The sequence below is a fragment of the Steroidobacter flavus genome (genome assembly GCF_042651805.1).
GTDB classification, from domain to species: Bacteria; Pseudomonadota; Gammaproteobacteria; order Steroidobacterales; family Steroidobacteraceae; genus Steroidobacter; species Steroidobacter flavus.
The window spans coordinates 80,120-105,828 of record NZ_JBHSDU010000010.1; the positions used below are offsets into that span (position 1 = coordinate 80,120).

Here is a 25,709-nt window from a genome sequence, read left to right on the forward strand (position 1 = left end):
GTCCAGCAGCCTAAGAAACATCGGAATAGATGCGGATGAAATCTCGAGTCGCGGCGCGCAGCGCCCGCGACTCGGTGGCGGGGGTTGAATGAAAAAACTGGGTTGGCTGCTGGTCGCCGTCGTGGGCGCATTCGCCATCGGAGGCCTCGCGGTTCATCGCGGCGAGTCCATCAACGCGATGTGGCTCATCGTCGCGGCCGCGTGCGTCTACGCCATCGGCTATCGTCTCTACAGCGCCTGGGTTGCGGCCTCGGTGCTCGTGCTCGATGCCTCTCGCGTCACACCCGCGGTACGGCTCAATGACGGCCGCGACTACGTGCCGACCAACAAATGGATCGTGTTCGGTCATCACTTCGCCGCGATCGCAGGCCCGGGCCCCCTGATCGGTCCGACGCTCGCCGCGCAGTTCGGCTACCTGCCCGGCACGATCTGGATTCTGGTCGGTGCGGTGCTCGGTGGCTGCGTGCAGGACATGACCGTGCTGTTCTTATCGACGCGTCGTAACGGTCGCAGTCTCGGACAGATGGCGAAAGATGAGATGGGCCCGGTCGGCGGGTTCGCCGCGATGATCGGCACGCTCGTCATCATGGTGATCCTGATTGCCGTGCTCGGCCTCGTGGTGGTCAATGCCATGCGCCACAGCCCCTGGGGCACCTCGACCGTGTTCGCGACCATTCCGATTGCGCTCTTGGTCGGTATTTACATGAAGGACATCCGTCCCGGTCGCGTGCTGGAGGCCTCGATCATCGGTGTCGCGCTGTTGCTGCTCGCGGTGGGCGGCGGCGGGTGGGTCGACAGTCATCCGACGATTCGTCAGTTCTTCGATCTCGATGCGCTGACGCTCGCTTGGTTCGTGATCGGCTACGGTTTCATCGCCGCGGTGTTGCCGGTGTGGTTGTTGCTCGCGCCGCGTGACTATCTCTCGACGTTTCTGAAGCTCGGCACGGTGACGCTGCTTGCGATCTCGGTGATCGTGATGCGCCCGGAAATTCACATGCCGGCGCTGACGAAGTTCATCGACGGCTCGGGTCCCATCTTTGGCGGTGCGCTGTTTCCGTTCGTGTTCATCACCATCGCGTGCGGCGCCATCTCGGGCTTTCATGCGCTGGTCTCGAGCGGCACGACGCCCAAGCTCATCACCAATGAAGCCGATGTGCGCCTGATCGGCTACGGCAGCATGATGCTCGAGTCCGCGGTCGCCATCATGGCGATGATCGCGGCGACGCTGCTCGAACCGGGTATTTTCTTCGCGATCAACAGCGGCCCGGGCGCCGTGGGGGCAACCCCAGAGGCGGCGGTCGCGACCATCACGAGCTGGGGCTTCCCAGTGACGGTGGATCAGATGGCGTTCCTTGCCAAAGAAATGGGCGAGTCGACCTTGTTTGCTCGCACCGGCGGCGCGCCGTCGCTCGCGGTCGGCATGGCGAGTATTTTCTCCTCGACCTTCGGCCAAAGCATGATGGCGCTGTGGTACCACTTCGCGATCATGTTCGAGGCCGTGTTCATTCTCACGACGCTGGATGCCGGCACGCGCGTGGGCCGCTTCATGCTCCAGGATGCGCTGGGCCACCTCTGGCCGAAGCTCGGTCAAACGTCGTGGTATCCGTCGGTGCTGATCTCGAGCGCACTGGTCGTGGCAGGTTGGGGTTACTTCTTGTATATCGGCGTGATCGATCCGAACGGCGGCATCAACATTCTGTGGCCGTTGTTCGGTATTTCCAATCAGCTGCTCGCCGGCATCGCCCTGTGTATCTGCACGGGCATCCTGGTAAAGCAGGGTAAACTGAAATACGCGTGGGTGACGGGGGTGCCATTGGCGTGGCTGACACTCGTCACCACCGTGGCGACCTGGCAAAAGGTCGTGTCCGATGATGTGAGAATTGGCTTCCTGGCCGCTGCCGATCAAATCGCATCGAAACTGGCTGCTGGCACCTTGACCGCCGAACAGGCCGCGGTCGCGCCACAGCTGATCTTCAACCAACGCCTCGATGCCGTGCTGGCCATCGTGCTGACGCTGATTCTCTGGATCGTGATCGCCGATACCGCGCGCGTGTGCATGCGAGTCGTTCAAGGCTTGCCGGTGCCGCCCAGCTCGGAGGCGCCGGCTCGAGGAGCGGCATGATCAATCCCACCCTTCGTAGATCGTTTCCGACCAACACCTGGTCAACCGAGGAAATTCGTCAGTTGCGACAGCTGGCCGTGGCCGGGGCGTCGCTCGACACGATTTGTGGCACGTTGCGCCGGACGCGCTCAGCGATTAGAAACAAGGCGACGATGCATGGCATCTCGCTCAAGCGGTGCGGGGAGAGTCTGTCCTCGTCGCTTACGACGCACGAGCACGTTGCATAGATGAAGCGCACGCTCGCCGTATGGATCTCGGTGGCGATAGCCTCTGCGGCTCAAGCGGCGGAGTCGCCGCCGCTCGAGATCAATGCGTGCGAGCTGCTGACCTCGGCCGAGATCAGCGCCGCCGTCGGCTTGCCCGTCGATCACGGCCGTCGCCAGGACGAGGGCATGTCGCGCGACGGACAATACTCATCGACCTGTTTCTGGACCATTGAGCCCGGCAAGGCGCCCGATCAAAACGCGCCCGCCCGAGGACGGCGCTTCGTGATTTTGAACGCGCAGCGCTGGCCCGCCGGTCGCGACATGGCGAAGAAGTTTCTGCAGGCGTTTCACGAGTCCGCAGACAAAGGCGTCATCGCGAACCAGCCCCAGCCGCGCAAGTTTGGTGACGAGGCCTTGTGGTGGGGCGACGGCCTTGCGGTTCGTAAGGGCGATGTGAGCTTTGGCCTTTCAGTCTTCATCCCTAAGCGCGACGCCGCTCGCACCAGCGTGCTCGAAGAGAAACTGGCGCCGCACGTGCTACGGCGCCTGGATCGACAGAGCGCGATCTGATCAGGTCCGTGACTCAAGCGCAGGCTTGGCCATCGCTGGAGGCTTCCCTCGGGTGAGCGCTCGCCACAGCCATTCGAGCGGCCCGTACGCGTGATGCTCGAGCCACGGCTTCGACCAAAGCAACAACGCGGCCCAGATCAGCGGCACGATGAGATAGCACTGCCAGCGCGACAGCTCACCGTACAGTCCCAATCCGTAGCCATGGAAGAGCAGCACGCAGATGACGCTCATGGCGATGTAGTTGGTGAAGGCCATGCGACCCACGGCGATTAACCGATCGGCGAGCCATCGGGCCGCGCCCGACTGCATGAACAGCACCACGAGCGAGGCATGCGCGAGCACGAGCCACGGTCGGAGTAACGACAGGTGCAAGGCTTCAGTGATGTGCAGCGTGATGGGGGAGAAGCGATCCGCGTCGTTCCACAGGATCAAGGGAATGTGGAGCGGCACGCAGATCACAAAACCCCAGAGCGCGATTCGTTGGTAGGTTCGCCTCGACCAGGCGCCCGAAAAGAAGCCCAGCCGGAAGAGCGCCATGCCAAAGGCAATGAGCGCCAGGGTATCCGTCATCGCAAGCGGATGGGCTTCGGTGAGAATGTAGATCGTGACGGGTGCGCGTGTTTTGAACGCGTCGATATAACTGCCGCGGTAGCCGTCGAGCTGAGTCTGCGGCGGAAAGAACGTCATTTCTTCCTGCACCGTTTGCCACTCTTGCTGGATGCTCGCCGGTGCGTTGGGCTCATTGGCGGCGGCTTCCAACTGTCGCAGGCCGGTGTAGGTCCACGTGGCGAGCGCCAACTTCAGCGCAAGCAATAGGATACCGGTCGTGATCAACGCGCGAACCGACCAGCGCCAGGCGACGAACGCGATCATGCCCGCGACGGCATAGAGCACCAGGATGTCGCCGTACCAGATGAACCACACGTGGATCATCCCAAACACGAGCAACCAGAACATACGCGCGTAATGAATGCGCGCCGGGCTGTCACCGGATTTGAGCGCACGCTCGGCAATGAGCACGGTGCTCGCGCCGAACATCATCGTGAAGAGGCCTCGCATCTTGCCGTCGAAGAGCGCGTAGTTGATGGCCCAGGTCGCGAAGTTCACGCCCTCGGAGCCGCCGTAGTAGTAGGGGTCGTAGTAGGCCCAACCGGGCATCGCGAGATCGACGATGTTCATCAGCAGAATGCCGAGCACCGCGACGCCCCGGATGGCATCGAGCGTGTTGATCCGATCGGCGCCGATGGCTGTTGTCATGGGCATCACTCCCGATCGCTTGCGGCTTGGCGAAGGAGGGCGGCACGACTGCGAATCGCCGTGCCGAAGAGTCGCGCGGTGTCGATGGAAGCACGTTCCGCGTCGGGCACGACCGCCGACCATTGCAGGAAGCCATGCGCGAGCGTCGGATAGTTTAGATACATCGCGGGAACGCCTGCTTTCGTCAGTCGCTGCGTCAGGCGGCGCGACGAATCACGCAGCATGTCGAAGCCCGCCGAGACCGCGATGGTCGCGGGCATGCCGACGAAACTTGCGCCGTTCAGTTCCTTCGTGGCTCGTTTCAACAGATCGCCGGGAAAGACCGTCTCGATCATGAAGTCGCGGAACGTTTCATCGAGGCCGTAGCCTCGATCGAACAGTCGATACGACTCATCGCTCGTCGAGAAGTCGCTCGAGGTGTAGTAGAGCAATTGATAGGCCGGCGTCGGGCGCTTCGCCGCGAGTTGTCGCAAAGAGATATTGAGAGAGATGTGCCCGCCGGCGCTGTCGCCACCGACGGCAACCAGGTTTGGTTCGCTGCCGAGGCTCTTCGCGTGGGCCCGTGCCCAGAGGAAGGCATCCTCGCCATCGTCGTTCGAGGCCGGCCAGAGATGTTCCGGGGACAACCGATACTCGACCGAGACGACGATGGCGCGGGCTTCGTTCGCGACCAATCGGGCGAATCGATCGGTCGCCTCGATGCCGCTGTAGAGCCAGCCGCCGCCATGGAAATACACCAAGAGGGGCAGCGGCTCATCGGTGTCGGTTTTCGGCGTGTAAATGCGAACGGGGATCGAACCGCCGCGGCCGTCGATCTTGCGATCTTCCACGGTGTGCATCGGCGCGGTGACCTTCGTGAACAGCGCCCATTCGCGCGTGAGTCGTTCGCGGGTTGCGATTCGCGCTTGCGGATCGAGGAAGGTCGCAAGCCCGCGTTTAACCTGCTCGGGCGTGCGTCGGCGGCGCTCTTCGAAGTAGTACTGCTGCTTGGGATCGAGCCGTTGCCCGTCGATCACCTCTCGCGGTCCCGCGAGCGATTGCAGGAACCAGCTTTCCGGGCGAGACATTAGCTCGAAGCGCTTCTGCTCCTCGGGCGTCGGCCGGAAGTCATCTTCCGGTTGAGCCGCGCCGGTGAGAGCCACCATGGCCAGGACGACGATGCCGAGTCGCTCGATCATTCTTATTAGCCCCGTGCGTAAGCGTCACGTGACGTTGTATCGGATCGGCGGCATCGCGGGAGTTGACTAAACCGGCCGTGTCGGTGCCGGGGTGGCACCACTGCCCATCGCCACGATCCCTGGCACGCGGTGCCGCGGAGTACATAGAAGTCACCCCGTGCGACGGAAATTCGCTCATAAGGATCGAACAATGACTAGCAAATCGTGGCTTGCGATGTCCGGGCTTTGCCTGCTGCTCGCGATGTCAGCGGCGCAGCCTCATCCGATCACTATCGACGCGAGCTCCTATGCACCGGGCGCCGTCGTCGGCGGTGCGTACGAGGGCATCACGCTTTCTCACGTGACGTTCACCGAGACTGGCCTGCAGACGAGTGCGGTGTATGCCCTGGGCTGCACCCCGGAAACGCGGGGCTGCGATGCGCAGGGGACGGCGATGTTCGGTTGGCAGAAGGCCAATGGCAAAGCGTTTACGTCCTGGAACTCGAGCGCCGGGCTCATCAGCGACTGTCTGCAGCAGCATCACGCCGATTGTTATTCACAGCCTCAGCACCTGTTGGAAGTGACATTCGATCGCGCCACGGATTTCATTCAATTCGATGCCACGCAGGTGACGGACTCGCCGTGGGCCTGGGCGTTCGATGCAGCTGGGAATCTCTTGCCACTGACGCCTACGCTTACAATCGATTCGCTGCTCGGTCATCAGTCGCTGCGACTGACCTCGAACGAGGGAAACATCAGCCGGGTCTTGCTCGCCGGCAACGACGGCTATTCGATCGTCAACCGCATCAGCTACAACGGCGCGGCCGCGACCGCTGCGCCCACGACGACCGTGCCGGAGCCTGAGACGCTGGCGCTGATGATGATCGGACTCATCGGTGTAGCGGTGACCACTCGCCTGCGCCGGCGCACTCACAAATAGTCGCCGCCGTTTACATAACCTCGCTGTGATGCAGCTGTCCGGCAAGCTAGAGGCTTGTCCGGACAAGTGTTTTTGTGGCTGGCATCGAAGTTGCTGTAGTAGCGCCGCCTATCACACAGAAGGAAGGACCTATGACCAACGGATCTTGGGTTGCAATGAGTGCTTTGCTGGGACTCATGGCGACTGCAGCGGCGCACGCCGATTTCACAACCCTTGACGCGGATCCCTATGCGGCGGGCACCGATGTCAGCAATATCTCCGATCACGTCACGCTCTCTCGCCTCACCTGGGCCAATGGGGCCTACCAGTCTTCCCCTGTCACTTCCGCGAGCTGTGGAACGGGGGTCAACCCGTTCTGTAACTCACTCGGCGTGGCCTCTTTCGGAAGCTATACCGTGGATAACATGACCACGGTCCAGACTTGCCTCGTAGACCCCACCTACGCGGGCTGCGCGAGCCCGGCTCAGCACATTCTGGAACTGACCTTCGATACCGAGACGGATTTCGTCCAGTTCGACGCCACCTACCGAAACAATAATCCCGTCTTTCTCGCCTTCGACGCCGCCGGCAACGTTGTGACATTGACCACGCAGGTGACCTACCTGTCGACCTTCACCGGGAGCAATCTGTTCGGCCATCAGCTCCTGACCCTCACGTCCGCGAGCGCCAATATCAAACGTCTCTGGATCGCGGGCGATAGCGGACGTAGCTCGTTGGTCAACATCATCGACTTCCAGCGTCCCGCGACGACGTGCCCGGTCGAGGAACCCTCGCAGTGAGGGTGGGCGCCGCCCACGTCTGCTCAATCGATTAACGATGCTTTAAAAGGAACGAAACCATGACCAACGGATCTTGGGTTGCTGTGAGTGCGCTGATCGGACTCATGGCGACTGCATCGGCACACGCCGATATCACGACCATCGACGCGGATCTCTATTCAGTGGGGACCGATATCAGCAATGTCTTCGAGCACGTCACGCTCTCTCATATCACCTGGGCCAACGGGGGCTATGTGTCCACGCCCGTCTACCCCTCGAGCTGTGGGACAGCGCCCAACTCATTCTGTGACGGGCTCCGCCTGGCCGCATTCGCCTGGCCGACCGCCACGGGCTATAGCAGAAACTGGACCTCGGATAGCAATACCACCATCCAGACTTGCCTGACGAATCCCGCTTTTTCTCGCTGCTCGAGTATTCCGCAACACATTCTGGAACTGAGCTTCGATTCGGAGACGGATTTCATCCAGTTCGATTCCACGTACGGTAACGACCGGCCCAACGTCCTGGCGTTCGACGCCGCCGGCAACATCGTGACCATCACCAAGACGATCACCTACCTCCAGAACTATACCGCCAGCACCCAGTACGGCCATCAGTCGATGACCGTGACGTCCTCGACCGCCAATATCAAACGCCTCTGGATCGCGGGCACGGGCGAAGGTTACGCGACCGTCAACGTCGTGAGCTTCAAGCGTCCGGCCACGCCGCCGTGCCCGGTCGAGGAGCCCACGGAATAATCGATCGGCTGATGATGTAACTTTGCGCGGCGTGCAGGTTTCTCCGGCACGCCGCGCTTCTGGCGTCCACGATGCGGATGAGTATGATCGTAGCCACTGACCCATATCCATCGCACTGAGGACGACCCATGAATCGCACACGAGGATTGTTCTGGGCCGCGGCGTGCACTGTCGCATTCGCCGGCACCGCGCTCGCTCATCATGGTTGGACGGGCTACACCGAGGAGCTGCAAAAACTCTCGGGCACGATCGAGCAATCGAGCTACGCCAATCCGCACGGCTCCCTTCAGCTGAAGACCGCCGACAAAACCTGGGAAGTGGTCCTTGCGCCGCCCTCGCGAATGACCAATCGCGGCCTCACCGAAGCGATGCTCAAAGTGGGGACGACCGCAACGGTCGAAGGCTATCGAAGCAAGTCCGATGAGAAAGAACTGCGCGCCGAGCGGATCTCGGTCGCGGGGAAGACGGTCGAGCTGAGATAACGACTCGAGTTACGGAACAGTTCATGGGCATATCTCGAGGAGCCCGCGTCCTGATGGCGGCCGATATAACTCTATACTCGCTCGAGCGCATCGATAAAACCGAGCGCAGCGTCCAGAGCTCTCGCTCAGGTGTTAATTGATCGCCTCGTCCGGATCCTGATTGCCAGTTCCCGTGGGACGACGGTTTTGGCCATTACCGACGAGCGCCGGGTTTGCTTGCTCTGACTTTCTTGCGCAGGCCCTCGAAATAGGCGCTATCGACCCGCTTGGTCAGCGCTGACGACGCACCGTCGAGTAGTAGATTGCGCAACTGCAGGCGATCCTGTTCCTTGTATATCAGCTCGCGGACGTATTCGCTGCTCGTGCCGTAGCCACGTTGATTGACCTGCTCCTCGACGAAATCCTTGAGCGAATCTGGCAAGGAGATGTTTATCGTAGCCATACGCCCATCATCGCCGCCTCGGCAAAGTTTGGCAAACTCGCCGATTGGCTCACAGAGCAGGGAACCACCGAAACTGGGCAACGGGTGCAGTCGTTTGCGATCTCGCTGATCCGGTTCCACGGATCATCTGGTCTGTGGCGCTGCTGACGTCGCCACTTCAGCAACTCTTATAACGCACATTAGTGTTATTAGTGGCGCTCGTGCGAGTCCTCCCTAGAATCGAGCGAGGGGATGACAAGATAAGGAAGAGACGAATGCTCGCTTGGTTGCGTCGATTGATGTGTGTGGTGCCGCTGATCGCGACGACCGTTGTCGCACAGGACGGCGGGCCGGAGGCCCGGCCCATCTACAACCGCGATCAGTGGCTACCGCATTCGGTGCCGACTTCCGATGACGGACTGCGCATTCCCGTGCCAGCCGACTTCAACGCACCCAAAGGCTCGTTCGTCTTGCTCGGCGGCCGTTTGTTCGATGGCACCGGGGCACCAGCGAGACCCGCGACGATCGTGGTCCAGGGCAAATCGATCACGGCGATCCTGAATCCGGGAGAACGCAACTGGCCCGCGGATGCGGTGGTTTACGACGTGACGGGGAAGACCGTGATGCCCGGTCTCATCGATCTGCACACGCATCTCACGTTCGTCGATACCGGCGACCTGACCCTCTACACGAATGGAAACACCAGCGGCGCCGAATCCGTGATGCGCGGATTGCGCCGGATGGCGATCCATTTGCAGGCCGGTGTCACGAGCGTGCGCGACGTAGCCTCTCATGGCGACTCGCCGTTCGTGTTGAAGCGCCTGCAGGCCTCGGGTGAAATCCAGGGTCCACGCATCTTCACCGCCGGCCAATTGATCACGGGCATCGGTGGGCACGGCGCGTTGCACGCGATGACCCCGAACTATCCGGAAGTGCCCAACGGCAATCTCAACTCCATGGTTCGTATCGCGACCGGTCCCGATCAGTGGCGCGAGGCGGTGCGGATTCAGTTCGCGAAGGGCGCCGACTTGATCAAGCTCGCAAGCGAATACACCCAGGAAGAGGTCACCGCTGCGGTCGATGAGGCGCATTCGTTGGGTATGCCGGTGACCGTCGATGCCGAGACGCAATACATCGACATGGCGATCAAAGCGGGCGTCGACTCCATCGAGCATCCGTTGCCACGCAGTGACAAGGCTATCGCGCTCATGGCCAAGCGAGGTGTCGCTTCAGTGCCGACGCTCGTCACCTATCGCATCATTCAACGGAACAGCGGCGGCTACTTCGGCTCCACCTCGCGAAGGTTCGAGCTCAACGAAGATACGATCGTGGCGATGGCTAGGAAGATGCGCCAGGCGAAGGTAAAGATGGGCATCGGCCTCGATCTCATCATCAGCTCGCCCGAGTACATGCCCGGCGCCTATATCGACGAGCTCGAATCCTTCACGCAGATTGGCTTCACGAAGGCAGAGGCACTGGTCGCGGCGACCAAGACGAGCGCCGAGATTCTGCACATGGGTGATCGCCTCGGCACGATCGAGACGGGCAAGCTTGCCGACATCATCGTCGTCGACGGCAATCCCGATGAGGATTTCAACGCCTTTCGCAAGGTGCGCACCGCCTTCGTGAATGGCCGACTGATGCTGCAGGAAGGCCGCATCTACACGCCGGCCCATGAAGAAGTGCCACTGCCCGTGCGGAAGTGACTAGAAACGAGTGAAGTGAGGATTGGGGTGCGAACTGCGCCCCATTTCGCTCATTTCGCCGAGTTCTGCGGCTTGAGAACTGTGAGCTGCTGAGGCAACCTCCGATCCCGCAAATTCAAACGCACGGATTGGGGAGATCAGCATGAAGATCGGCGGACTTCGGCACCTATGCATCATCGGTACCTTGGCTCTTGCAGGCTGCGCGTCAGCGCCGACCGGCCCGAAGTTCGGGGAGATGGTGCTGCCCCAGCCGCCGCAGGATAAAGCCGTGATGGTGGTCTATCGTGAGTACGCCGAGCCGACCAAGCTGGCTGCGAAGATCGATGTGGATGGCACGCAAGTCTTCGCAATCCCGCAGCAGGGGTTTGCGCATGCACTCGTCGATCCCGGCAAACATCAACTCGCGATCCGTTGGCCGGCGGCGAGCGGCACGCCCGGGTGGCAGGGGGATGCCGAATGGGAAGCGGGGCAGACGTACTACTACCAACTGCGCGGCACGTCCGGTCACGGCTGGTACTTCAAATCCAGCCTCGAACCCACCGCCAAAGGCCTGGCTCAGGCAACGTTGAAAGACTGTTGCCGACTGATCACGGAAATGAAAGCCGATGCGACGCTCGCGACCGCCCAACCGCAAGCACCTGCGTCCCGACGGTCGATCGATCTGGCCAACATCCGGCAGGAGATGCGCGAGAGTGAGGTCATCATCGCGATCGGCTCACCGGATCATGTGTCTTCCGAATCGACCGGGAAGAGGGGGATTCCGTTCTACTTTGGCAGCGACACCCGCCGCGTGTCCTGGTCCTACACGGGTGTCGGCTATGTCGTGTTCTCACGCAACGAATACAACGGTGAGTTACGCGTCGTGGAGACCAAAGCGGACGCCAACGCGCCGTGACATCGAGGTCAACGCGAACGCCCGAGATCGATACGCTTGCGCCCATAGCGACGAGCGTCCAGGGACAAGGATCCCGGGCCGAGCATCACCAGACTGATATCGGTGATCGCAAGCGTCAGGTGGGTCCATTCGAACGTTTCGCCGGAGAACGCAAGGACGCCTTGTAGAACGGCCTGACTCGAGGCGGCGAGCGGCGTCCAGAATCCGAGGAGTATGGAGAGCGCCGTTGCACAGCTGAGCAGCGTGGTCCCGAAAGCCGCATCGACTTGCGCTCCCCATAATTTGGCGCCGCCGATGAGCAACGGTGGCGTGCCACAGCTCAATCGCAGCAGCAACAGTCCGCATCCTGGCCAGCCGTTGGGAAAAGTGGAAAATAAACGTTGCATCGGTGTCTCACGGCCGAGATTACTCGTCTTCGCCGTCGCGTGAGATCCCCGAACTGGGAGTGGTCCGATTATCCCTTCGAGGGAAAGGGACTGGCGAGAATGCCCCGGCTCATCGCCAAGGTCACGGCATGCGTGCGATCGTTGGCGCCCAGTTTCGCAATGATGCGCTTCAGGTGCGCCTTGGCGGTTTCTTCCGTGATGAACAGGCGGGCGCCGATTTCCTTGTTGGAGTTGCCGACCGCGACCAGGGTCAACACTTCGATCTCGCGATCCGAGAGCGTGTCTTCGCCAAGATGAGCGGCAAGCTCGGAGGCCACCTGGGGATGAATGCGCTTTTGGCCCGCGTGGGCCGCGCGAATGGTATCGATCAATTCTTTTCGGACCAGTCCCTTGAGGACGTAGGAGTACGCGCCCGCTTTGAGGGCGCGCTGAGCCAGCGCGTCTCCGCCATAGGTCGTCAGCATGATGATCTTTGCGGTGGGGAATTCGCTGCGGATGGCGATCAGCGCGTCGATGCCGCTGGTCTCCGGCATCTGGATGTCGAGCAGCGTCACGTCAGGACGCACGGCGCGAAACTGCTCGATCGTTTCGCGCCCGGTCGCAGCCTCTGCCACGAGTTGCATGTCGCGTTGAGTGCCGATCAACGAAGCGATTCCCTCGCGCAGCAACGGGTGATCGTCGGCGGCCAGAATCCGGATCGGGGCGTCGGTGCTCATGATCGTTTCCAGAGTGCGCTGAGTCTGAACCACGAGCGATGCGTCCCGGCACGTGGGTACGCGATCGGTGCGGGAATCGACAGCTCGATTTCGGTGCCGGCGTTGAGCTCGCTCCATACATCCAGTCGAGCACCAAGCGCCTCTGCTCGCTCACGCATCCCTTGCAGTCCCCAATGACCTGCACGCTGTGCTTCGTGCACCACATTCGCATCGATGCCGACGCCGTCGTCGCGGAGTCGCAGGACGAATGCGTTCTCGCCGTAGTGTAGCTCGGCCTCGATGTGACGTGCCTGAGAATGCTGAGCGGCATTTCGCAGGGCTTCACGAGCGATGCGGTAGACCTCGTCTCGAACGAGCGGCGCGATGGGCCGCGCCGCGCCTTCCACTACGACCCGGAATGAGTGCGATCCCAGCCCATCGTCGCAGAGCTCCTGGCCCAGCGCCGTTAGCGCATCGGATAGGTCACTTGCAACCGGGGCGTTGGAGCGCAGATCGTGCACGGCCGAGCGAGCCTCAGCGATGGCGCGATCGCCGTGATCGAGAGATTTTTCGAGCAGCGCTGCCGCCTCGGGCGTGCGATCCGGCAACAACGCATGCACGGCCTGCAATCGAAAGATCAAGCCTTGAAAGCTTTGGAGCAACGAATCGTGCAGCTCGCGTGCGATGCGCGTTCGCTCGCTCACGCGCTCTTCCAGCCGAATATCGAAGCCATGTGCGATCTGTCGAATGCGCAGAATATAAAGGGCGCGGATGACTGCCAGCCCCAAGAGCACCAGCAAGCCTCTGAACCACCACGTTCCCCACCACGGCGGTCGTATCTCGATGGCGACCTCGGCACCCGGTTCGCCCCACGAGCCACGGCTGGTCGCGGCTTGTACCTGAAACCGGTATTGGCCGGGCGGCAACCGGGTGTAACTGGCAAACCGTCGATCGCTGCCGACTTCGTGCCAGCTGTTTTCCAGTCCGGCGAGCCGATGACGATACCGGTTCGTCGACGGGCTGCGAAACCCGAGCGCGGCGAACTCGATCGAGAAGCTCGATTGCGAGTGTGACAAGGTGATGGCGCTCGTATAGTCGATCGCACGAGATAACAGCGAGCTCGAGCCCGGTGTCACAGAAACATCGGCGAGCTGGAAACCGGTGAGCGCCACCGGAAGCGGCGAGTCGATTTCGCGCAGGTTCTCCGGCCGGAATGCGACTGCGCCGGCAAAGCCCCCGAAGAACATGTCTCCCGAGGCGCCCCGGTAACACGCGCTGAAGCCCGTGAAATCCAGCCCCGGCAGTCCGTCTGCGGGTGAGTAATTCTTGAAAACTCGGCGCTCGCGGTTTAGACGCGACAGGCCCGCACTCGTTCCGAGCCAGAGTTGTCCCGAGGCATCCTCGAACGCGCAGCTGACGGCGTTGCTCGGCAGCCCGTCGCGTTCGCTGTAATACCGGCTCGTACCTGTTTCGATGTCATGGCGAAACAGTCCATTGCCAGTTCCAGCCCACAACGCGCCAACGCGATCGATGTACAGCGACAGCACGCGCTTGTAGAGCAGCGGGCTTTCGTTCGCGGGCTGCAGCTGTACCCGCGTGAAGTGGCCGGTGTCGGGATTGAACTGCTGTACGCCGTCGCCGTCGGCATCCGTCCAGAGTATGCCGCGCGCGTCCTCAACGATCGAGCGATAGACATGTTGTGTCTCCGGTTTGCCATGCCGATAGGTGACAAAGGTCTGGGTGGCGGGATCGAACTGGTTCAAGCCATCGTAGGTGCCGATCCAGAGTTGCTTGCGGGAATCGGTGAACAGACGAATGACCCGGTTGTCGCTCAAGCTGGTCGGATCTTTGCTGTCGTGACGAAAGGCCTGCAGACGATGGGTGGTCGTATCGAGTCGATACAATCCCTGGCCGCCGGTCCCGACCCACAGCGCGTCGGAGGAGGGATCGTCGATGATGGCCAGGACATCGGCCGCAATCCCCTGGCCCGGGATGTCGAAATGAGTGAGTTGGCCGCTGCTGCGGTCCAGTCGATTGAGCGCGCCGGTCGTGCCCATCCACAGGATGCCGTGACGATCCTCATAGATGACATTGACCAGCGTCTCGCCCAGATTGTTTGGATTGCGAACATCGGTCGGTAGCTTGGTGAAGGGCGACGGGCTGCGGGTGAAGAAACCGGGTTCGGTCGCGCCGAAGCCCGTCCAGATGTGACCTTCGCGATCTTCGAGCAACGTCGTGATGCGGTTCTCGGTGAGACTTTCGATGTTGGTCGGATCGTTGCGATAGCGCGTGAGCCGTTGCCGCGACCGGTCGAACTTCAGCAGGCCATCGGCGACCGTTCCGACCCAAAGCGTTCCCTCCTGGTCTTCGAGCATCGACGTGACGCCGGTTAATGGCAGCCCGGGGACTTCCTTATCAGCGAAGGAGTAGCGCACGAGGCGCTGTGTGCGGCGATCCAGAATCGCAAGTCCCGGGCCCGATTCGCCCAGGATCCAAAACGTTCCTGCCCGATCTTCATAAAACTTCAGCGATCGGGTTTCGGGGATCGGCACGCGCAGCGTGACCCGCGCGCTGCGGGGATCGAACCGATCGAGTCCCGCTGCGGTTGCCACCCAGAAGGCACCGGCTCGATCCTCGCCGCTGAACTTGATCACGCTGCTGCTCAGGCTGTTGGCGTTTGCGGCCTCGTGCACGAAGCGCCGTACGAGACCGCTCTGTGGATCGAGACGGTACAGCCCGTATCCCGTGGACAACCATAGATGGCCTTCACGGTCCTCGCTAATGTGACGTACATCGCCGCTCGTGTGTGCGGCTGCCGACTGCTCGAGTCGATAGTGCACGAACGTTTCAGTCACCGGATCGTAGCGGTCGACCGAGTAGGCACACCCGACCCACAGGTGTCCGGCGCGGTCTTTGAAGAGTGCTGTGATGTGGACATCGCACAGACTCTCCGGATCGGCCGGATCGTTTTTGAACACTCGGAACTGATAGCCGTCGTAGCGATTGAGACCGTACTGCGTCCCGAACCAGAGAAAGCCACGACCGTCCTGAACGATGTGGGTCACGCGCTGTTGTGAGAGTCCCTGGGCGCGTGACAAGCGCACGAAGCGGAGGTCATCTCCCTCGGTCACACCGAGTTGGACAATCTGCGGATCGATCTGCGCCACGGCAGGGCCGGAGGAGAGATCGGCGTAGCACGTCGTAGTCACGATCGCACAGAGCGCCATGACGGTGAGCGCAAGCCGCCGCAGGCGACGTGGAAGCCACTGATGAATCGTCGGGCTCATGAGGACGCGATAGTACCGACGCCGCCAGTCCTGTGAGAAGCGCGAAGCAATCCCTTGTACCCGAAAGGGGAGCAGACGATGGCTCCTTCGTAGGGATGCACGACCTTTGCCGCTGATCGATCATAGCGCTCGCACGTCGGTGCTGGGGGAGGGACGAGGTGAGCGCTTTGACCGTTCGAAGACTCGCGGGCGCCGCGGGACTCTTGTTGGCGGCAGTCGCAGCCTATCTATGCTTCTGGCCCGTGCCTGCGGAGCCTGTGGCATGGCTCGCACCGACCCCGCCCGGTTACACCGGCGTTCATGCGTCGAACACGCGCCTGTCGGGTCTGCACACCATCGACATCGGCAATGAATTCGGTCCGGAGCACATCGTCCTCGGACCCGACGACAAACTCTACGCGGCGATGACCAGCGGCAATCTGATGCGAATGGACCCGGACGGCGCGCATCAAGAGATCTTTGCGAACACCCAGGGGCGCGTCCTCGGCTTTGACTTTGACCATGAGGGGCGGATGGTCGCCGCCGATGCGATGCGCGGTCTGCTCATGATCGATGCCGATCGGCGCGTGAGCGTGTTGACCGATCACGTGAGTTCGGATGACCCCGTGCGTTACGCCAACTCCGTCGTCGTGGCGCGCGACGGAACCGTTTTTTTCACCGATGCGTCCGGGCGCTTTGCGCCAGCAAAGTGGGGCGGCACTCTGGAGGCGAGCGTGCTCGACATTCTGGAGCAGGCCGCCTCCGGTCGGGTGCTTGCGTATGATCCTGCGAGCGCGAGCACGCAAGTTGTGGCCCATGGGTTCTCGTTTGCGAACGGCATCGCGCTATCGTCCGATGGGCGAAGCTTGTTCGTCGCCGAAACCGGTCGCTATCGCATCTGGAAAATCCCGAGCGACGCACGAGATCTGGATATTCGAAGCGATCCCGCTCAGGCGACGGTGCTGTTCGATAATCTGCCCGGTTACCCCGACAATCTGATGCGAGGGCGCGATGGTCGCATCTGGGCGGGTCTCTTCAGACCGCGCAATCCCGCGGCAGACAGTCTGTCGCAAAAACCTTTCATGCGAAAAGTGCTGCTGCGGCTGCCGAGCGCTTGGTTACCGGTCGGCAAACCGTATGCACATGTCTTTGCCTTTGATGAGAGCGGTCAGGTCACCGAGGACCTGCAGGATCCCACCGGTGCGTATTCTGAAACCACGGGTGCCACGGAGGTAGGCGACCGTCTCTACATTCACAGTTTGCACGCACCTGTCCTCGGGTGGGTTGCATATGCGCCGCCTAAGAGCCTCGCAACATCTGACGCTTCGCTCGAGGACATCTACGTTCTGCGTAGCATTCGCGAACAGCAGGCGCCTGTCAGCGACGGATGCGCTTCATCGAAGACGGGCTTCGATCCCTTTCCGGCCGACGCCGAACGTTCGTTTTCTTTCTGGAGCGTCGAGACGCGACTGGAAGATGGAAGAATCATCGATGCGAGGAGCAAGCGCGTCGCCGAACTGCGCGGCTGCTTCGGTCCGACGCGAGACCGCGCGCGGCAAAACTTCTACGCCGAGATTCAGCTGCGCGAGATCTCCTTTCGTGGCAAGGGTGAGTGTCTGGCGCTCATGGTCGACTTTCCCGCCACCGGCCTGTTCCCCGTTCGCTGTCAGCTCATTCTGAGCGACTTGCCCGCGCCGTTTGTTGGCGGACTGCTGACGACCAACACCATGACGAGCGGCACACCCTTCGGCGGAGAGACCGAGCCACCCGGCTACACCCAAGCCTCGATTGCCACGATCCGTTTATGGAAAGAAGGCGCCAGGAGATCCTTATGAGCGAACACAAACATTCCGATGAAACAGACATCCAGCGCCGAGGCATCCTGCAAGGCGCAGGATTAGCGATCGCGGGCGGACTGCTGGCGTCGTCCGTAACCTCGACAAATGCCGAGGCGGACGATCGACCAACCAGCACTGTCCCGCGCAACGATCGGCCGCTCGCCGCGAGATTGCAGGGCGTGCAGCACTTTGGTCTCACGGTTCAGAACATGGATCGAGCGTTCACGTTCTACACCGAAGTTCTCGGCGGAACCGAGGTGATGCGCGATGGCGACTTCCAGGGTGAGCGCATCCACAACACCTTGCTGACCGATCAGGAGATCGAGGCGCGCGTGCGCAAGGTTAATCCGCGCACGATGGGCATTCCGGATTTGAGAAGCGGCGCGCAGCGTCTGGACGTGCGCTTCATTCAATTCGACAACGTCGTGATCGAGCTCCTGCAATACCGCGACGCGGAGCAGCCCGCGGGCAGCGGCGCGGCCTTCGCCGAACCTCTCGATCACATGAGTCCCGCGTTCCCACGGATGATGCACATCTGCTTTCACATTCGGGACGATGTCGATTTCAACAAGTTCATCGCCGATCTCGAGGCGGAGTCGGGCCGGCGCGGCATGACGCAGGTCAGAGCGAATCGGGTGCTCACCGTTCGCTCGGAAAAGGAGCGGGCGGCCGCGCCGAGAGAGGCCAACAGCAACGGCATCACCGAAGGCAAGTCGAACGGTTGGCGGTTGATCTATTGCAAAGGCCCGGAAGGCGAACAGCTGGAGTTCGTGCAGGCGCTTGGGCCGGTGAAACAAACATTCGACAGCGCCTTGCAGGCGCATCGAAGGAAGGTGGCACAGTGAACGCCGTGATGGGCGCGAATCCTTACCTCACCGGCGTTCACACGCCGATGCGGGAGGAGCTGACGCTCGAGGATCTGCCGGTCACGGGCGCGATCCCGCCCGCCTTCGACGGACGTTACTTACGAATGGGGCCGAACCCCAGAGCGCCCAAGCCCGACAAATATCACTGGTTCTCGGGCGACGGCATGATCCATGGCATCCGGATCGAGAACGGTCGCGCGCGTTGGTATCGCAATCGCTGGATCCGCTCGACCTCGGTGAGCAAGGCGCTCGGCGAGCCACGAGTCGAAGGGCCGCGTAACACCTTCGACACCGTCAATACCAACGTCGTCCACTTCGCCGGCAAGACACTCGGGCTGGTCGAGGCCGGCAGCACGCCCGTCGAGATCGGCGAAACGCTCGAGACGCTGCGTTACACCGATTTCGGTGGCACGCTCCACGGCAGCTTCACTGCCCATCCCCATGTGGATCCGCTGACCGGTGAGATGCACGGCATTTGTTACGACGCGGCCCGCTGGCGCTCGATTCGCTACGTGGTCGTCAAGCCCGATGGCAAGGTCCGGCGCGAGGTGACGATCCCGGTCAAGCACGGTCCGATGATTCACGATTCCGCGTTCACGCAGCGCTTCGCAATCATTCTGGATTTGCCGGTCACGTTCTCACTGTGGGCAGGGATGACGGGCCAGACGTTTCCCTATCGCTGGCGGCAGTCACATCCGGCACGGATTGGGCTGTTGCCGCGGGAGGGCGATGCGAAAGACATCCTCTGGTGTCCGATCGATCCTTGCTACATTTTCCATGCGGTGAACAGCTACGACGCGAGCGATGGCAAGGTCATCCTGGATGTGATCGTCCACGACCGCATGTTTTCTCGAATCAAAGCCGGACCCGATTCGCAACGCTGCGGTCTGGAACGCTGGACCCTGGACCCGACGACACGGCGGGTCGAGCGTGTCGTTCTAGATCCAGCGCCGCAAGAGTTTCCACGGCCGGATGAGCGACGCCTCGGTCAGCCCTATCGCTATGCTTACACCATGGCGATGACGGGATGGTTTCTCGGCTCGGCGCTCTACAAACATGACTTGAACGCCGGCACGCGTCAGGTTCATGACTTCGGCCCGCAGCGCCATCCTTGTGAGTTCATGTTCGTGCCTGCGCATGCGAAGGCGGGCGAGGACGAAGGCTGGCTCGTCGGCTTCGTCATCGATGCCATGGCGAATGCAACTGAGCTCGTCATCCTCGATGCGCGAAACTTTACCGCCGCGCCTCAGGCCAGCATCCGGATTCCGCACATTGTGCCGCCGGGATTCCACGGCAACTGGGTGCAGAATCAAGCCGCCTTCCGAATGTGACGTTGCTCGAGAGGTCTGTCATGCGTCGCTCATTGTCTATTTTTATTCTGTTGTTCACGCTGATTGCCGCCGCCGCAAACGGTGAGCCTGCGACCAACCAGCGAGGAAGTGCCATGCGCTATAGCGAAATCCCCGACGGTGCCTATGCGGTCGTGGCTCAAGTGCGTGCGAAGCCGGGCAAGGAACGCGAGCTACGAGAAATCACACTCAAGCTGGTCACTCAGGTCCGTGCCGAGCCGAACAACCTCGTCTATTTCCTGCACGAGGATCGCGAAACGCCGGGACATTTTGTGTTCTACGAGATCTTCCTGAGCCAGGCCGATTTCGAAGCCCACAACGCGACTCCTCATGTGCAGTCCTGGTTCGCGAGGTTGCCCGAACTGGCCGATGGGGGCGTGCAAGTGGTGCGGATGGAAATCCTTGGCAATAGAACGGAGGCACGGCGGTGAGGGCTCGAGCGCACACGCGTAGTTTGTGTGCGGTCGGGCCTCGCGACTCACGGCAGTCGAATGAGCTCGCCTGCCGCCTTGTCATAGCAATGACGTCGACGGCTCGATTAGAGAACGGTGCCGTACGAGCGCAGCGTGAACTCGAGTAGGCGGATGCGATCTGGTACCCACGCCCCCGGAGCCTGCCTGAATGAAGACTTTCTGCCCCTTCTTCAGTTTGGCTTTCTCGACCAGTGCCTGCCACGCCGTCAAGCCCACTAGCGGGATGGACGCGGCTTCTTCCATCGAGAGGCCCTTGGGCTGGAGCGCAAGTGACGCCTCCTTGACCGGGACGAACTCCGCGAACGTGCCGATCCGAAAATCATCAGGCCGCGCATAGACGGCGTCGCCCGGCGTGAACTGCCGCACGAGCGGGCCGACCTTGACCACCACCCCGGCCACATCGTGACCCAGGACGCAGGGCAGGCGATAGGGCAGGATGAGCTTGAATTCTCCATCCCTGATCTTGGAGTCCAGCAGATTCACGCCCGCAGCGTGGACCTCCACCAAGACCTCGTCATCAAGCAGCTGCGGTGTCGGCATGTCTGCCGACCGTAACGCGCGCTTTTTTTCATAGCGCTCCAGAACAAATGCTTTCATGGCTTTTTCCAGGCTTGTGATCGGCCCAGCATTGGCATACCTGTGCCGTTGTCCGCTCGAGGAACTGGCCTTCAGGCTTGGCCATGAGAACTCTCCCGAGCAGTTGCAGGATGATCGAAAATGAGACACGTCGTAGTGGCGTGCGCGTAGAGCTTGCCGTCGGGGCCGACGATCCGGCCCTCGGCCGTGGCGACCTGGCGTCCCGCGTGGATCACCTTTCCCTCAGCGCGCACCAGCGGCACCCGGTCGTTCAAAGGGCGCACCATGTTGATTTTCAGCTCCAGCGTCGTGAAGGCTTTGCCCGCGGGCAAAGTCGAATGCACGGCACATCCCACCGCCGAGTCGAGCAGCGTGGCGAACCAACCGCCGTGTACAGTACCCAGCGGGTTGTAATGCCTGCGCTGCGGTCGGCCCTGGAAAACCGCAGCACCGGGCTCGACGTGAATCGGCACAAAATCAAGCGTGTCGCCGATCGGAGCAGGCGGCAACTCTCCGGCGAAAATCGCTTCGAACATCTCCATGCCCGTCCGACCGGCGATCTGTTCTTGCGGGGCGGCGTCAGCATCTCTCAAACGAGCGCGAACTGCTCTTTCTTCCGCGTCCCAACGGGTAACGACCTGCTGAACATTCATCGGCGACTCCTTGGCTGAACGTTAGTTGGTTGCTGTGCTGAGAGTGACGCGAGGATTTGTTTGCGGCAGACCTTCAGAATCTCGTCCGACAGCGAGGAGTCATCCGGACAGGAGCGCGACAACACCACCGCGCCAACCGCGTGGGCAAGCATGTCGATCATCTTTGCTCGCACGCTGCGCTGATCCACATGGCCCGGCGTGGCGGCGCCTTCGCGTCCAAGGGTTGCCAGCATGTTTTCGATCCCCGCCGCGAAGGTCGCCTTGACCTCCTCTGATTGACGCGTAGCGTCCCCGCAGAGAGCCGCCATCGTGCAGCCCGCGCTGCGGGCGTCCCGATGCTTGCGGGACAGATAGCGCTTGAAGAACTCGGCGGCCTCCAAGCCCTCGCTACTTGCCAGGGACTGCGAGAGCCCGCTCGCTGCCGCTTCGGCCATCAATTCGGCCTTGGAGCGAAAGTGTCTGTAGAACCCGCCATGGGTGAAGCCTGCGGCCGCCATCAGATCCGCCACGCCCACGCCGTCGTAGCCACGCTCACGAAACAGGGTAGAGGCCGTCTCGACAATGCGTGCCCGATTCGCCTGTGCCTGCGCTTTGGTGACTCTCATATCCACATGCCTCTTTCTCAACGCAAAAACCAGGTCGCCAATATACATTGATGTCGATCATCATCAAAGTGCTTGACCTCTTAGATGATGATCGTCATCCTGACCGTGGGTGGTGGCCGGGCAGCGGCCGGCCTGCTCATCTCCGAGGCCACGTCCACAGGCGCGGCTGCGTTGCGCATCTCTGCATGAATTCACCTGATTCCCGACCCCCAATCACGAGAGCTAACACATGACCACCCGTTCCATAGTCCTCATTACTGGCGCTTCTTCTGGTATTGGCGCCACCTACGCCGAGCGCTTCGCGCGTCGCGGACACGACCTGGTGCTGGTTGCCCGCGACAAAGCACGACTGGAAACGCTTGCGGCGCGACTGCGCGAAGAGCACAGGGTCGCAATCGATATTCTCCAGGCCGATCTCACTCAGCCCAAGGATTTGGCCGCCGTTGAGATGCGCCTGCGCGATGACTCCAGAATAGGGATTCTCATCAACAATGCCGGGGCGGCCCACTCCGGCAGCTTCATCGAGCAGGCGACCGACGATGTCGCTCGAATCGTCGCGCTCAACACAACCGCGCTCGTCCGACTCGCCAATGCAATCGCTCCGCGGCTTGCGCAAGCCGGCGAAGGCGCAATCGTCAATATCAGCTCAGTGGTTGGATTGGCGCCGGAATTCGGCATGTCGGTCTACGGTGCAACGAAGGCCTTCGCACTGTTCCTCTCCCAGGGGTTGAGCTTGGAGCTTTCGCCCAAGGGCGTTTATGTGCAGGCGGTACTCCCTGCGGGTACTCGCACGGAGATCTGGGAGCGTGCAGGCATAGACGTCAATGCGCTCCCCGACTTGATGGAAGTAGGCGAATTGGTAGATGCAGCGCTGGTTGGTTTCGACCGCCGCGAGCTCGTGACCATCCCGCCGTTGCACGACGCCACGTGCTGGAACGCCCTGGATGCTGCACGGCTAGCCCTCGTCTCAAACATCAGGCAGGCGCATGTCGCAGATCGATATCGAGGGGCCGCATGAAGTAGAAGGCAAACCTTTGGAATTGCCCTTCGAGCGGCTGTCCCATTCACGTACTTGGCTCACTCAAGCAGGCTCATCCTCGTGAACGACACGCCCCCATGGGGCGTGGTCCTCACAGCAACTGAAGCTCCCGAGGCGGACTGACCGGGCCGGTCACATACTCCTTTGTTGAACGAAGGCCGTCCTTCAGGCCCCGGTACGTGACGAGGTCGTGGGCTTCCTCGTACGTGCACCAACGATACTCAGCATGTTCCGCAGGGCTGAGTTCAACGCCTTCTGCACTCACTTCCGCTGCGTAGACGGCGATGATCTGAATGCAGTCGAATCGGCGGTTGTAGATGGTGTAGACATGCTCGGCCGCCCAGACACTCTTCGGCTCGAGACCGAACTCTCGCAAGCGTCGCGCGATTGCCGGAACGATCCGCTCCGATGGCTTGGTGATATCACTCGCCACTTGCCAGAAACGTCCACCGTTGAACCAACGATCCGCTTTCTCCTGCGACGTGTGAAGGAGCAGGTATTCAACGCTGCGGGAAGGGGTTCGTCGGAATACCCACACGTCGAACACGTTTGATTGAAGCTCCATGGGTCCCTCGTGCGGACAACTTCCAGCGCTCTGCCGCCTTGGGAGGTGATCATCGCCGAAAATGGTGTCCGGGCGAAAGAACAAATGACGGAGAAGCGATACACGTTGTTCCTGCGGTGACGGTGCGGATTCGCGTGCGATGAAAATCTGGGATTCGATCGTGCCGTTCCGTACAGTGAACGACGACGGCTCCTTTATGCGTGACGCTTGCTTCAATCAAGTTGGGCCGCCGAGGTGAGGATCTCCGGTCCCTGAAAATGAGGGGAGACCGGCGGGACGCATTCAAGAATGGCGCTCTCCAGCCGTACAACGCCTGCGAGTCCGGGTCAACTGGCGGCAGGGGCTGCTCCGGCGGGGAACGGCCCGAGTTCCCGGCGGGGACGGCATGCTTATCGGCATCCCGGCGTTGGGTCCTGGCAGTTCTCCAGCAGCTGTCGTAGAACTGTCGTACGACATGCGTACCGGCACCGCCGGTTGTTCGTCGGTCATTCCGTTCGCTCTACCTATCCTTTTCAGGTCTTCGCAAATACAGGCACGACCATCCAATGAGAGTGAATGCTGAGCTGATACTGCGGATGAGGAAAGACAAGGCGTGGTCTCAAGAGGAGCTGGCAATTGCAGCCGGCCTGAACTTGAGAACGATTCAGCGAATCGAGAAGGAGGCAACCGCTTCGCTGCAATCGATGAAAGCGCTGGCGTCGGCATTCGCCGTGAATATCCGTGATCTCGAACAGGAGGAATCTGCAATGCTGAGTGAATTGGTGGGTAAAGAAGTCTGGATCGTGATGGGAATTACGGTTATCGACCCGCGCTTTAACGATAGCCTCAAGGGAAAAATCGTCGAGATCAACGATTCATGGCTGAAGCTGGTGCAAAAGGACAAATCCATCTATATCAACCTCAGCCAGATCAAACGGATCGTCCCGGAATAGTCAGGCCGCTGACGCCGAGACGAATCGGAGTTCCCGGTCGTCGGCGCGGCTCGGAAAGTCATGCGGGTAATTTCGAGGACGCTGTCCCTGGGGTGCCGATGAGAGTCCGTGTGAGGTGATATCAACCGGCGGGAGGTCTGCGCCTCTCGATCTGATACATGATTAGCAACTTTTTGTCCGGGGGCGTACGCTGGCCAGCTCGCAACCGTGGCACTGATACAATCACAGATGGTTCCCCAACCGAATGCCGCACGTCTCCCGCCGCCCTCGATGGTCGACGTGGCCGCCTGTGGGGAGCGCGAACCCGCGGTCTTCATGCAGGCGTTCGATGATCACGGTGCGCTGTGGGCGGGGACTGGAGCGGTGCCAGTGCACATAGAGACGAGCCGAGCATCAAATCACCTTGAGATTTGGCTGGTCGGCTCTTTTACATGGATGCACGATGGACCTTCACCCAAGGTTGCGACGATCAAGGTCATTGGATGGTCCCCCAACAGTGACTACCTTCTGACTCCTGCAGATTCAGAGACTCGTTGTCACGGCAAGGGAACATCCGTCACTGTGAGGATTCCCGCTCGAATTCTCGCTTGATGCTGGGGTTGACGGCCGCCTTCGAGGGGACACTCGATGGTCTGCGTGTGATGGCAGTGCTAGGCATTCTGGACCGAGTGAATGACTTTGTACCCGAGAGTGCGAGCGTTTGGCGTGTCGAAGTACGCTGAGATCTGAACATGGCCTACAGCAGAGATGACATACCCCGAAATCGACCTGTAAGCGGCTTTAGGTCGCGAAGCGTCTTCCTCCGGCAGCTCGTAAGTCAGTCGGACTAGCTCTGCAGTACGCTCAATCTGTTGATCGCTCCGAAGAGCGCTCGCCGTTTCGAGGATGGATGTTAGGCGATCGTCTGTGGATTCACCGCCGTCATTCCCCCAGATTGCGATCCAGAAGGTAAGCTCAGGTTTCCAGAGCACGAGGCTTCCATCCTCAATTCGCCGATTGAAGTGCTCGGGCAGCACGACCGTCCATTCGTCAGTCATCTGATAACTGCCCGTCACGATCGGATAATCAGGATGCAGGTTCATGACAGTTCCAGTGCCTAACTCGTTTTCGCCAATTGAAGCGTGTACCGACTAACATCGCTGCTGTAGATAACCTCGGAGTGTCATAGCGCACAAGTTACTACTGCGCAAAGCA

Annotated in this window: 25 protein-coding genes and 1 pseudogene; 15 read left to right on the forward strand and 11 right to left on the reverse strand. The window is 61.1% G+C overall.

All coding sequences use genetic code 11. The features are described 5' to 3' along the window. Positions 1 to 88 precede the first annotated feature (88 nt). Genes ACFPN2_RS21725 through ACFPN2_RS21735 form a run of 3 tightly spaced genes read left to right on the forward strand, consistent with a single transcriptional unit; the run spans position 89 to position 2,898 of the window. Positions 89 to 2,122 carry a carbon starvation CstA family protein gene (locus tag ACFPN2_RS21725; RefSeq protein ID WP_380600506.1) on the forward strand — a complete coding sequence of 678 codons (2,034 nt, stop codon included), beginning with the start codon at positions 89 to 91 and terminating at the stop codon, positions 2,120 to 2,122. Further along, the gene (locus ACFPN2_RS21730) at positions 2,119 to 2,349 is read left to right on the forward strand and encodes a hypothetical protein (RefSeq protein ID WP_380600508.1); all 231 of its coding nucleotides are present in this window, start codon (positions 2,119 to 2,121) and stop codon (positions 2,347 to 2,349) included. Before ACFPN2_RS21725 ends, ACFPN2_RS21730 begins: the two co-directional genes overlap by 4 nt. Further along, complete coding sequence (locus ACFPN2_RS21735; RefSeq protein ID WP_380600510.1) at positions 2,350 to 2,898, forward strand: hypothetical protein; 549 nt, start codon at positions 2,350 to 2,352, stop codon at positions 2,896 to 2,898. Here ACFPN2_RS21735 and ACFPN2_RS21740 read toward each other — a convergent pair whose 3' ends face one another. Then, complete coding sequence (locus ACFPN2_RS21740; protein ID WP_380600512.1) at positions 2,899 to 4,155, reverse strand: DUF418 domain-containing protein; 1,257 nt, start codon at positions 4,153 to 4,155, stop codon at positions 2,899 to 2,901. 5 nt (positions 4,156 to 4,160) lie between these two features. Then, a complete protein-coding gene (locus ACFPN2_RS21745; protein WP_380600514.1) occupies positions 4,161 to 5,333 on the reverse strand; it encodes an alpha/beta hydrolase in 1,173 nt (390 codons plus the stop codon). Between the two features lie 190 nt (positions 5,334 to 5,523). Between ACFPN2_RS21745 and ACFPN2_RS21750 the strand changes: the two genes are divergently transcribed. The 4 genes from ACFPN2_RS21750 (at position 5,524) to ACFPN2_RS21765 (ending at position 8,250) form a co-directional block, all read left to right on the forward strand. Next, positions 5,524 to 6,252 carry a PEP-CTERM sorting domain-containing protein gene (locus ACFPN2_RS21750; protein WP_380600516.1) on the forward strand — a complete coding sequence of 243 codons (729 nt, stop codon included), beginning with the start codon at positions 5,524 to 5,526 and terminating at the stop codon, positions 6,250 to 6,252. A 131-nt stretch (positions 6,253 to 6,383) separates the two neighbouring features. Beyond that, entirely contained in the window at positions 6,384 to 7,031 is a 648-nt protein-coding gene (locus ACFPN2_RS21755) for a hypothetical protein (RefSeq protein ID WP_380600518.1), read from the forward strand. Positions 7,032 to 7,090: 59 nt separating this feature from the next. Then, on the forward strand, positions 7,091 to 7,768 hold the full coding sequence (locus ACFPN2_RS21760; RefSeq protein WP_380600520.1) for a hypothetical protein: 678 nt from the start codon (positions 7,091 to 7,093) through the stop codon (positions 7,766 to 7,768). Between the two features lie 128 nt (positions 7,769 to 7,896). Beyond that, on the forward strand, positions 7,897 to 8,250 hold the full coding sequence (locus ACFPN2_RS21765) for a DUF6152 family protein (RefSeq protein WP_380600522.1): 354 nt from the start codon (positions 7,897 to 7,899) through the stop codon (positions 8,248 to 8,250). Between the two features lie 193 nt (positions 8,251 to 8,443). Here ACFPN2_RS21765 and ACFPN2_RS21770 read toward each other — a convergent pair whose 3' ends face one another. Continuing rightward, positions 8,444 to 8,692 (reverse strand): ribbon-helix-helix domain-containing protein, encoded by a 249-nt coding sequence (locus tag ACFPN2_RS21770; RefSeq protein ID WP_380600524.1) that lies wholly within the window; start codon positions 8,690 to 8,692, stop codon positions 8,444 to 8,446. Between the two features lie 254 nt (positions 8,693 to 8,946). Here ACFPN2_RS21770 and ACFPN2_RS21775 point away from each other — a divergent pair, with 254 nt between their 5' ends. Continuing rightward, positions 8,947 to 10,377, forward strand: coding sequence for an amidohydrolase family protein (locus ACFPN2_RS21775; protein WP_380600526.1), 1,431 nt, complete (start codon positions 8,947 to 8,949; stop codon positions 10,375 to 10,377). 142 nt (positions 10,378 to 10,519) lie between these two features. After that, positions 10,520 to 11,272: a hypothetical protein gene (locus ACFPN2_RS21780; RefSeq protein ID WP_380600528.1), complete on the forward strand. Its 753-nt coding sequence runs from the start codon at positions 10,520 to 10,522 to the stop codon at positions 11,270 to 11,272. Between the two features lie 8 nt (positions 11,273 to 11,280). Here the strand turns inward: ACFPN2_RS21780 and ACFPN2_RS21785 are convergent, their stop codons facing one another. The 3 genes from ACFPN2_RS21785 to ACFPN2_RS21795 form a co-directional block, all read right to left on the reverse strand. Then, positions 11,281 to 11,658, reverse strand: a complete 378-nt coding sequence (locus tag ACFPN2_RS21785) for a hypothetical protein (protein ID WP_380600530.1) — start codon at positions 11,656 to 11,658, stop codon at positions 11,281 to 11,283. A 68-nt stretch (positions 11,659 to 11,726) separates the two neighbouring features. Beyond that, positions 11,727 to 12,374 carry a response regulator gene (locus tag ACFPN2_RS21790; protein ID WP_380600532.1) on the reverse strand — a complete coding sequence of 216 codons (648 nt, stop codon included), beginning with the start codon at positions 12,372 to 12,374 and terminating at the stop codon, positions 11,727 to 11,729. Then, positions 12,371 to 15,640: a sensor histidine kinase gene (locus ACFPN2_RS21795; RefSeq protein WP_380600534.1), complete on the reverse strand. Its 3,270-nt coding sequence runs from the start codon at positions 15,638 to 15,640 to the stop codon at positions 12,371 to 12,373. Before ACFPN2_RS21795 ends, ACFPN2_RS21790 begins: the two co-directional genes overlap by 4 nt. A 158-nt stretch (positions 15,641 to 15,798) precedes the next feature. On the opposite strand from ACFPN2_RS21795, the gene ACFPN2_RS21800 reads away from it, so the two are divergent. From ACFPN2_RS21800 to ACFPN2_RS21815, 4 genes are read left to right on the forward strand one after another with little or no spacing between them, the layout of a single operon-like run. After that, positions 15,799 to 17,454, forward strand: coding sequence for an SMP-30/gluconolactonase/LRE family protein (locus ACFPN2_RS21800; protein WP_380600536.1), 1,656 nt, complete (start codon positions 15,799 to 15,801; stop codon positions 17,452 to 17,454). Then, the gene (locus tag ACFPN2_RS21805; RefSeq protein ID WP_380600538.1) at positions 17,451 to 18,302 is read left to right on the forward strand and encodes a VOC family protein; all 852 of its coding nucleotides are present in this window, start codon (positions 17,451 to 17,453) and stop codon (positions 18,300 to 18,302) included. Before ACFPN2_RS21800 ends, ACFPN2_RS21805 begins: the two co-directional genes overlap by 4 nt. Next, entirely contained in the window at positions 18,299 to 19,654 is a 1,356-nt protein-coding gene (locus tag ACFPN2_RS21810) for an 8'-apo-carotenoid 13,14-cleaving dioxygenase (RefSeq protein WP_380600540.1), read from the forward strand. The genes ACFPN2_RS21805 and ACFPN2_RS21810 overlap by 4 nt, the downstream gene beginning before the upstream one ends. A gap of 20 nt (positions 19,655 to 19,674) precedes the next feature. Then, the gene (locus tag ACFPN2_RS21815) at positions 19,675 to 20,103 is read left to right on the forward strand and encodes a putative quinol monooxygenase (protein ID WP_380600542.1); all 429 of its coding nucleotides are present in this window, start codon (positions 19,675 to 19,677) and stop codon (positions 20,101 to 20,103) included. Between the two features lie 162 nt (positions 20,104 to 20,265). Here the strand turns inward: ACFPN2_RS21815 and ACFPN2_RS21820 are convergent. From ACFPN2_RS21820 to ACFPN2_RS21830, 3 genes and pseudogenes are all read right to left on the reverse strand, one after another. Further along, positions 20,266 to 20,742, reverse strand: a pseudogene (locus ACFPN2_RS21820) (NADP-dependent oxidoreductase); the annotation flags it as partial. A gap of 71 nt (positions 20,743 to 20,813) precedes the next feature. Further along, entirely contained in the window at positions 20,814 to 21,374 is a 561-nt protein-coding gene (locus ACFPN2_RS21825; RefSeq protein WP_380600544.1) for a PaaI family thioesterase, read from the reverse strand. Further along, positions 21,371 to 21,979 (reverse strand): TetR/AcrR family transcriptional regulator, encoded by a 609-nt coding sequence (locus ACFPN2_RS21830; RefSeq protein WP_380600889.1) that lies wholly within the window; start codon positions 21,977 to 21,979, stop codon positions 21,371 to 21,373. Before ACFPN2_RS21830 ends, ACFPN2_RS21825 begins: the two co-directional genes overlap by 4 nt. Positions 21,980 to 22,208: 229 nt before the next feature. Here ACFPN2_RS21830 and ACFPN2_RS21835 point away from each other — a divergent pair, with 229 nt between their 5' ends. Further along, positions 22,209 to 22,997 carry an SDR family NAD(P)-dependent oxidoreductase gene (locus ACFPN2_RS21835; RefSeq protein ID WP_380600546.1) on the forward strand — a complete coding sequence of 263 codons (789 nt, stop codon included), beginning with the start codon at positions 22,209 to 22,211 and terminating at the stop codon, positions 22,995 to 22,997. Between the two features lie 112 nt (positions 22,998 to 23,109). Here the strand turns inward: ACFPN2_RS21835 and ACFPN2_RS21840 are convergent, their stop codons facing one another. After that, positions 23,110 to 23,583 carry an NUDIX hydrolase gene (locus tag ACFPN2_RS21840; protein WP_380600548.1) on the reverse strand — a complete coding sequence of 158 codons (474 nt, stop codon included), beginning with the start codon at positions 23,581 to 23,583 and terminating at the stop codon, positions 23,110 to 23,112. Between the two features lie 545 nt (positions 23,584 to 24,128). Between ACFPN2_RS21840 and ACFPN2_RS21845 the strand changes: the two genes are divergently transcribed. Continuing rightward, on the forward strand, positions 24,129 to 24,515 hold the full coding sequence (locus ACFPN2_RS21845) for a helix-turn-helix domain-containing protein (RefSeq protein WP_380600550.1): 387 nt from the start codon (positions 24,129 to 24,131) through the stop codon (positions 24,513 to 24,515). Positions 24,516 to 25,165: 650 nt separating this feature from the next. On the opposite strand, the gene ACFPN2_RS21850 is transcribed toward ACFPN2_RS21845, so the two are convergent. Then, complete coding sequence (locus ACFPN2_RS21850) at positions 25,166 to 25,597, reverse strand: hypothetical protein (protein WP_380600552.1); 432 nt, start codon at positions 25,595 to 25,597, stop codon at positions 25,166 to 25,168. Between the last annotated feature and the right edge of the window lie 112 nt (positions 25,598 to 25,709).

What these genes read in the sequence shown, in the direction of transcription:
- ACFPN2_RS21755 (WP_380600518.1), top strand. Translation starts at nt 6,384, where the DNA reads ATGACCAACGGATCTTGGGTTGCAATGAGTGCTTTGCTGGGACTCATG.
- ACFPN2_RS21830 (WP_380600889.1), bottom strand. Translation starts at nt 21,979, where the DNA reads ATGAGAGTCACCAAAGCGCAGGCACAGGCGAATCGGGCACGCATTGTC.
- ACFPN2_RS21780 (WP_380600528.1), top strand. Translation starts at nt 10,520, where the DNA reads ATGAAGATCGGCGGACTTCGGCACCTATGCATCATCGGTACCTTGGCT.
- ACFPN2_RS21775 (WP_380600526.1), top strand. Translation starts at nt 8,947, where the DNA reads ATGCTCGCTTGGTTGCGTCGATTGATGTGTGTGGTGCCGCTGATCGCG.
- ACFPN2_RS21740 (WP_380600512.1), bottom strand. Translation starts at nt 4,155, where the DNA reads ATGACAACAGCCATCGGCGCCGATCGGATCAACACGCTCGATGCCATC.
- ACFPN2_RS21845 (WP_380600550.1), top strand. Translation starts at nt 24,129, where the DNA reads ATGAGAGTGAATGCTGAGCTGATACTGCGGATGAGGAAAGACAAGGCG.
- ACFPN2_RS21765 (WP_380600522.1), top strand. Translation starts at nt 7,897, where the DNA reads ATGAATCGCACACGAGGATTGTTCTGGGCCGCGGCGTGCACTGTCGCA.
- ACFPN2_RS21835 (WP_380600546.1), top strand. Translation starts at nt 22,209, where the DNA reads ATGACCACCCGTTCCATAGTCCTCATTACTGGCGCTTCTTCTGGTATT.
- ACFPN2_RS21840 (WP_380600548.1), bottom strand. Translation starts at nt 23,583, where the DNA reads ATGGAGCTTCAATCAAACGTGTTCGACGTGTGGGTATTCCGACGAACC.
- ACFPN2_RS21815 (WP_380600542.1), top strand. Translation starts at nt 19,675, where the DNA reads ATGCGTCGCTCATTGTCTATTTTTATTCTGTTGTTCACGCTGATTGCC.
- ACFPN2_RS21725 (WP_380600506.1), top strand. Translation starts at nt 89, where the DNA reads ATGAAAAAACTGGGTTGGCTGCTGGTCGCCGTCGTGGGCGCATTCGCC.
- ACFPN2_RS21825 (WP_380600544.1), bottom strand. Translation starts at nt 21,374, where the DNA reads ATGAATGTTCAGCAGGTCGTTACCCGTTGGGACGCGGAAGAAAGAGCA.
- ACFPN2_RS21850 (WP_380600552.1), bottom strand. Translation starts at nt 25,597, where the DNA reads ATGAACCTGCATCCTGATTATCCGATCGTGACGGGCAGTTATCAGATG.
- ACFPN2_RS21745 (WP_380600514.1), bottom strand. Translation starts at nt 5,333, where the DNA reads ATGATCGAGCGACTCGGCATCGTCGTCCTGGCCATGGTGGCTCTCACC.
- ACFPN2_RS21770 (WP_380600524.1), bottom strand. Translation starts at nt 8,692, where the DNA reads ATGGCTACGATAAACATCTCCTTGCCAGATTCGCTCAAGGATTTCGTC.
- ACFPN2_RS21760 (WP_380600520.1), top strand. Translation starts at nt 7,091, where the DNA reads ATGACCAACGGATCTTGGGTTGCTGTGAGTGCGCTGATCGGACTCATG.
- ACFPN2_RS21790 (WP_380600532.1), bottom strand. Translation starts at nt 12,374, where the DNA reads ATGAGCACCGACGCCCCGATCCGGATTCTGGCCGCCGACGATCACCCG.
- ACFPN2_RS21735 (WP_380600510.1), top strand. Translation starts at nt 2,350, where the DNA reads ATGAAGCGCACGCTCGCCGTATGGATCTCGGTGGCGATAGCCTCTGCG.
- ACFPN2_RS21785 (WP_380600530.1), bottom strand. Translation starts at nt 11,658, where the DNA reads ATGCAACGTTTATTTTCCACTTTTCCCAACGGCTGGCCAGGATGCGGA.
- ACFPN2_RS21805 (WP_380600538.1), top strand. Translation starts at nt 17,451, where the DNA reads ATGAGCGAACACAAACATTCCGATGAAACAGACATCCAGCGCCGAGGC.
- ACFPN2_RS21730 (WP_380600508.1), top strand. Translation starts at nt 2,119, where the DNA reads ATGATCAATCCCACCCTTCGTAGATCGTTTCCGACCAACACCTGGTCA.
- ACFPN2_RS21795 (WP_380600534.1), bottom strand. Translation starts at nt 15,640, where the DNA reads ATGAGCCCGACGATTCATCAGTGGCTTCCACGTCGCCTGCGGCGGCTT.
- ACFPN2_RS21750 (WP_380600516.1), top strand. Translation starts at nt 5,524, where the DNA reads ATGACTAGCAAATCGTGGCTTGCGATGTCCGGGCTTTGCCTGCTGCTC.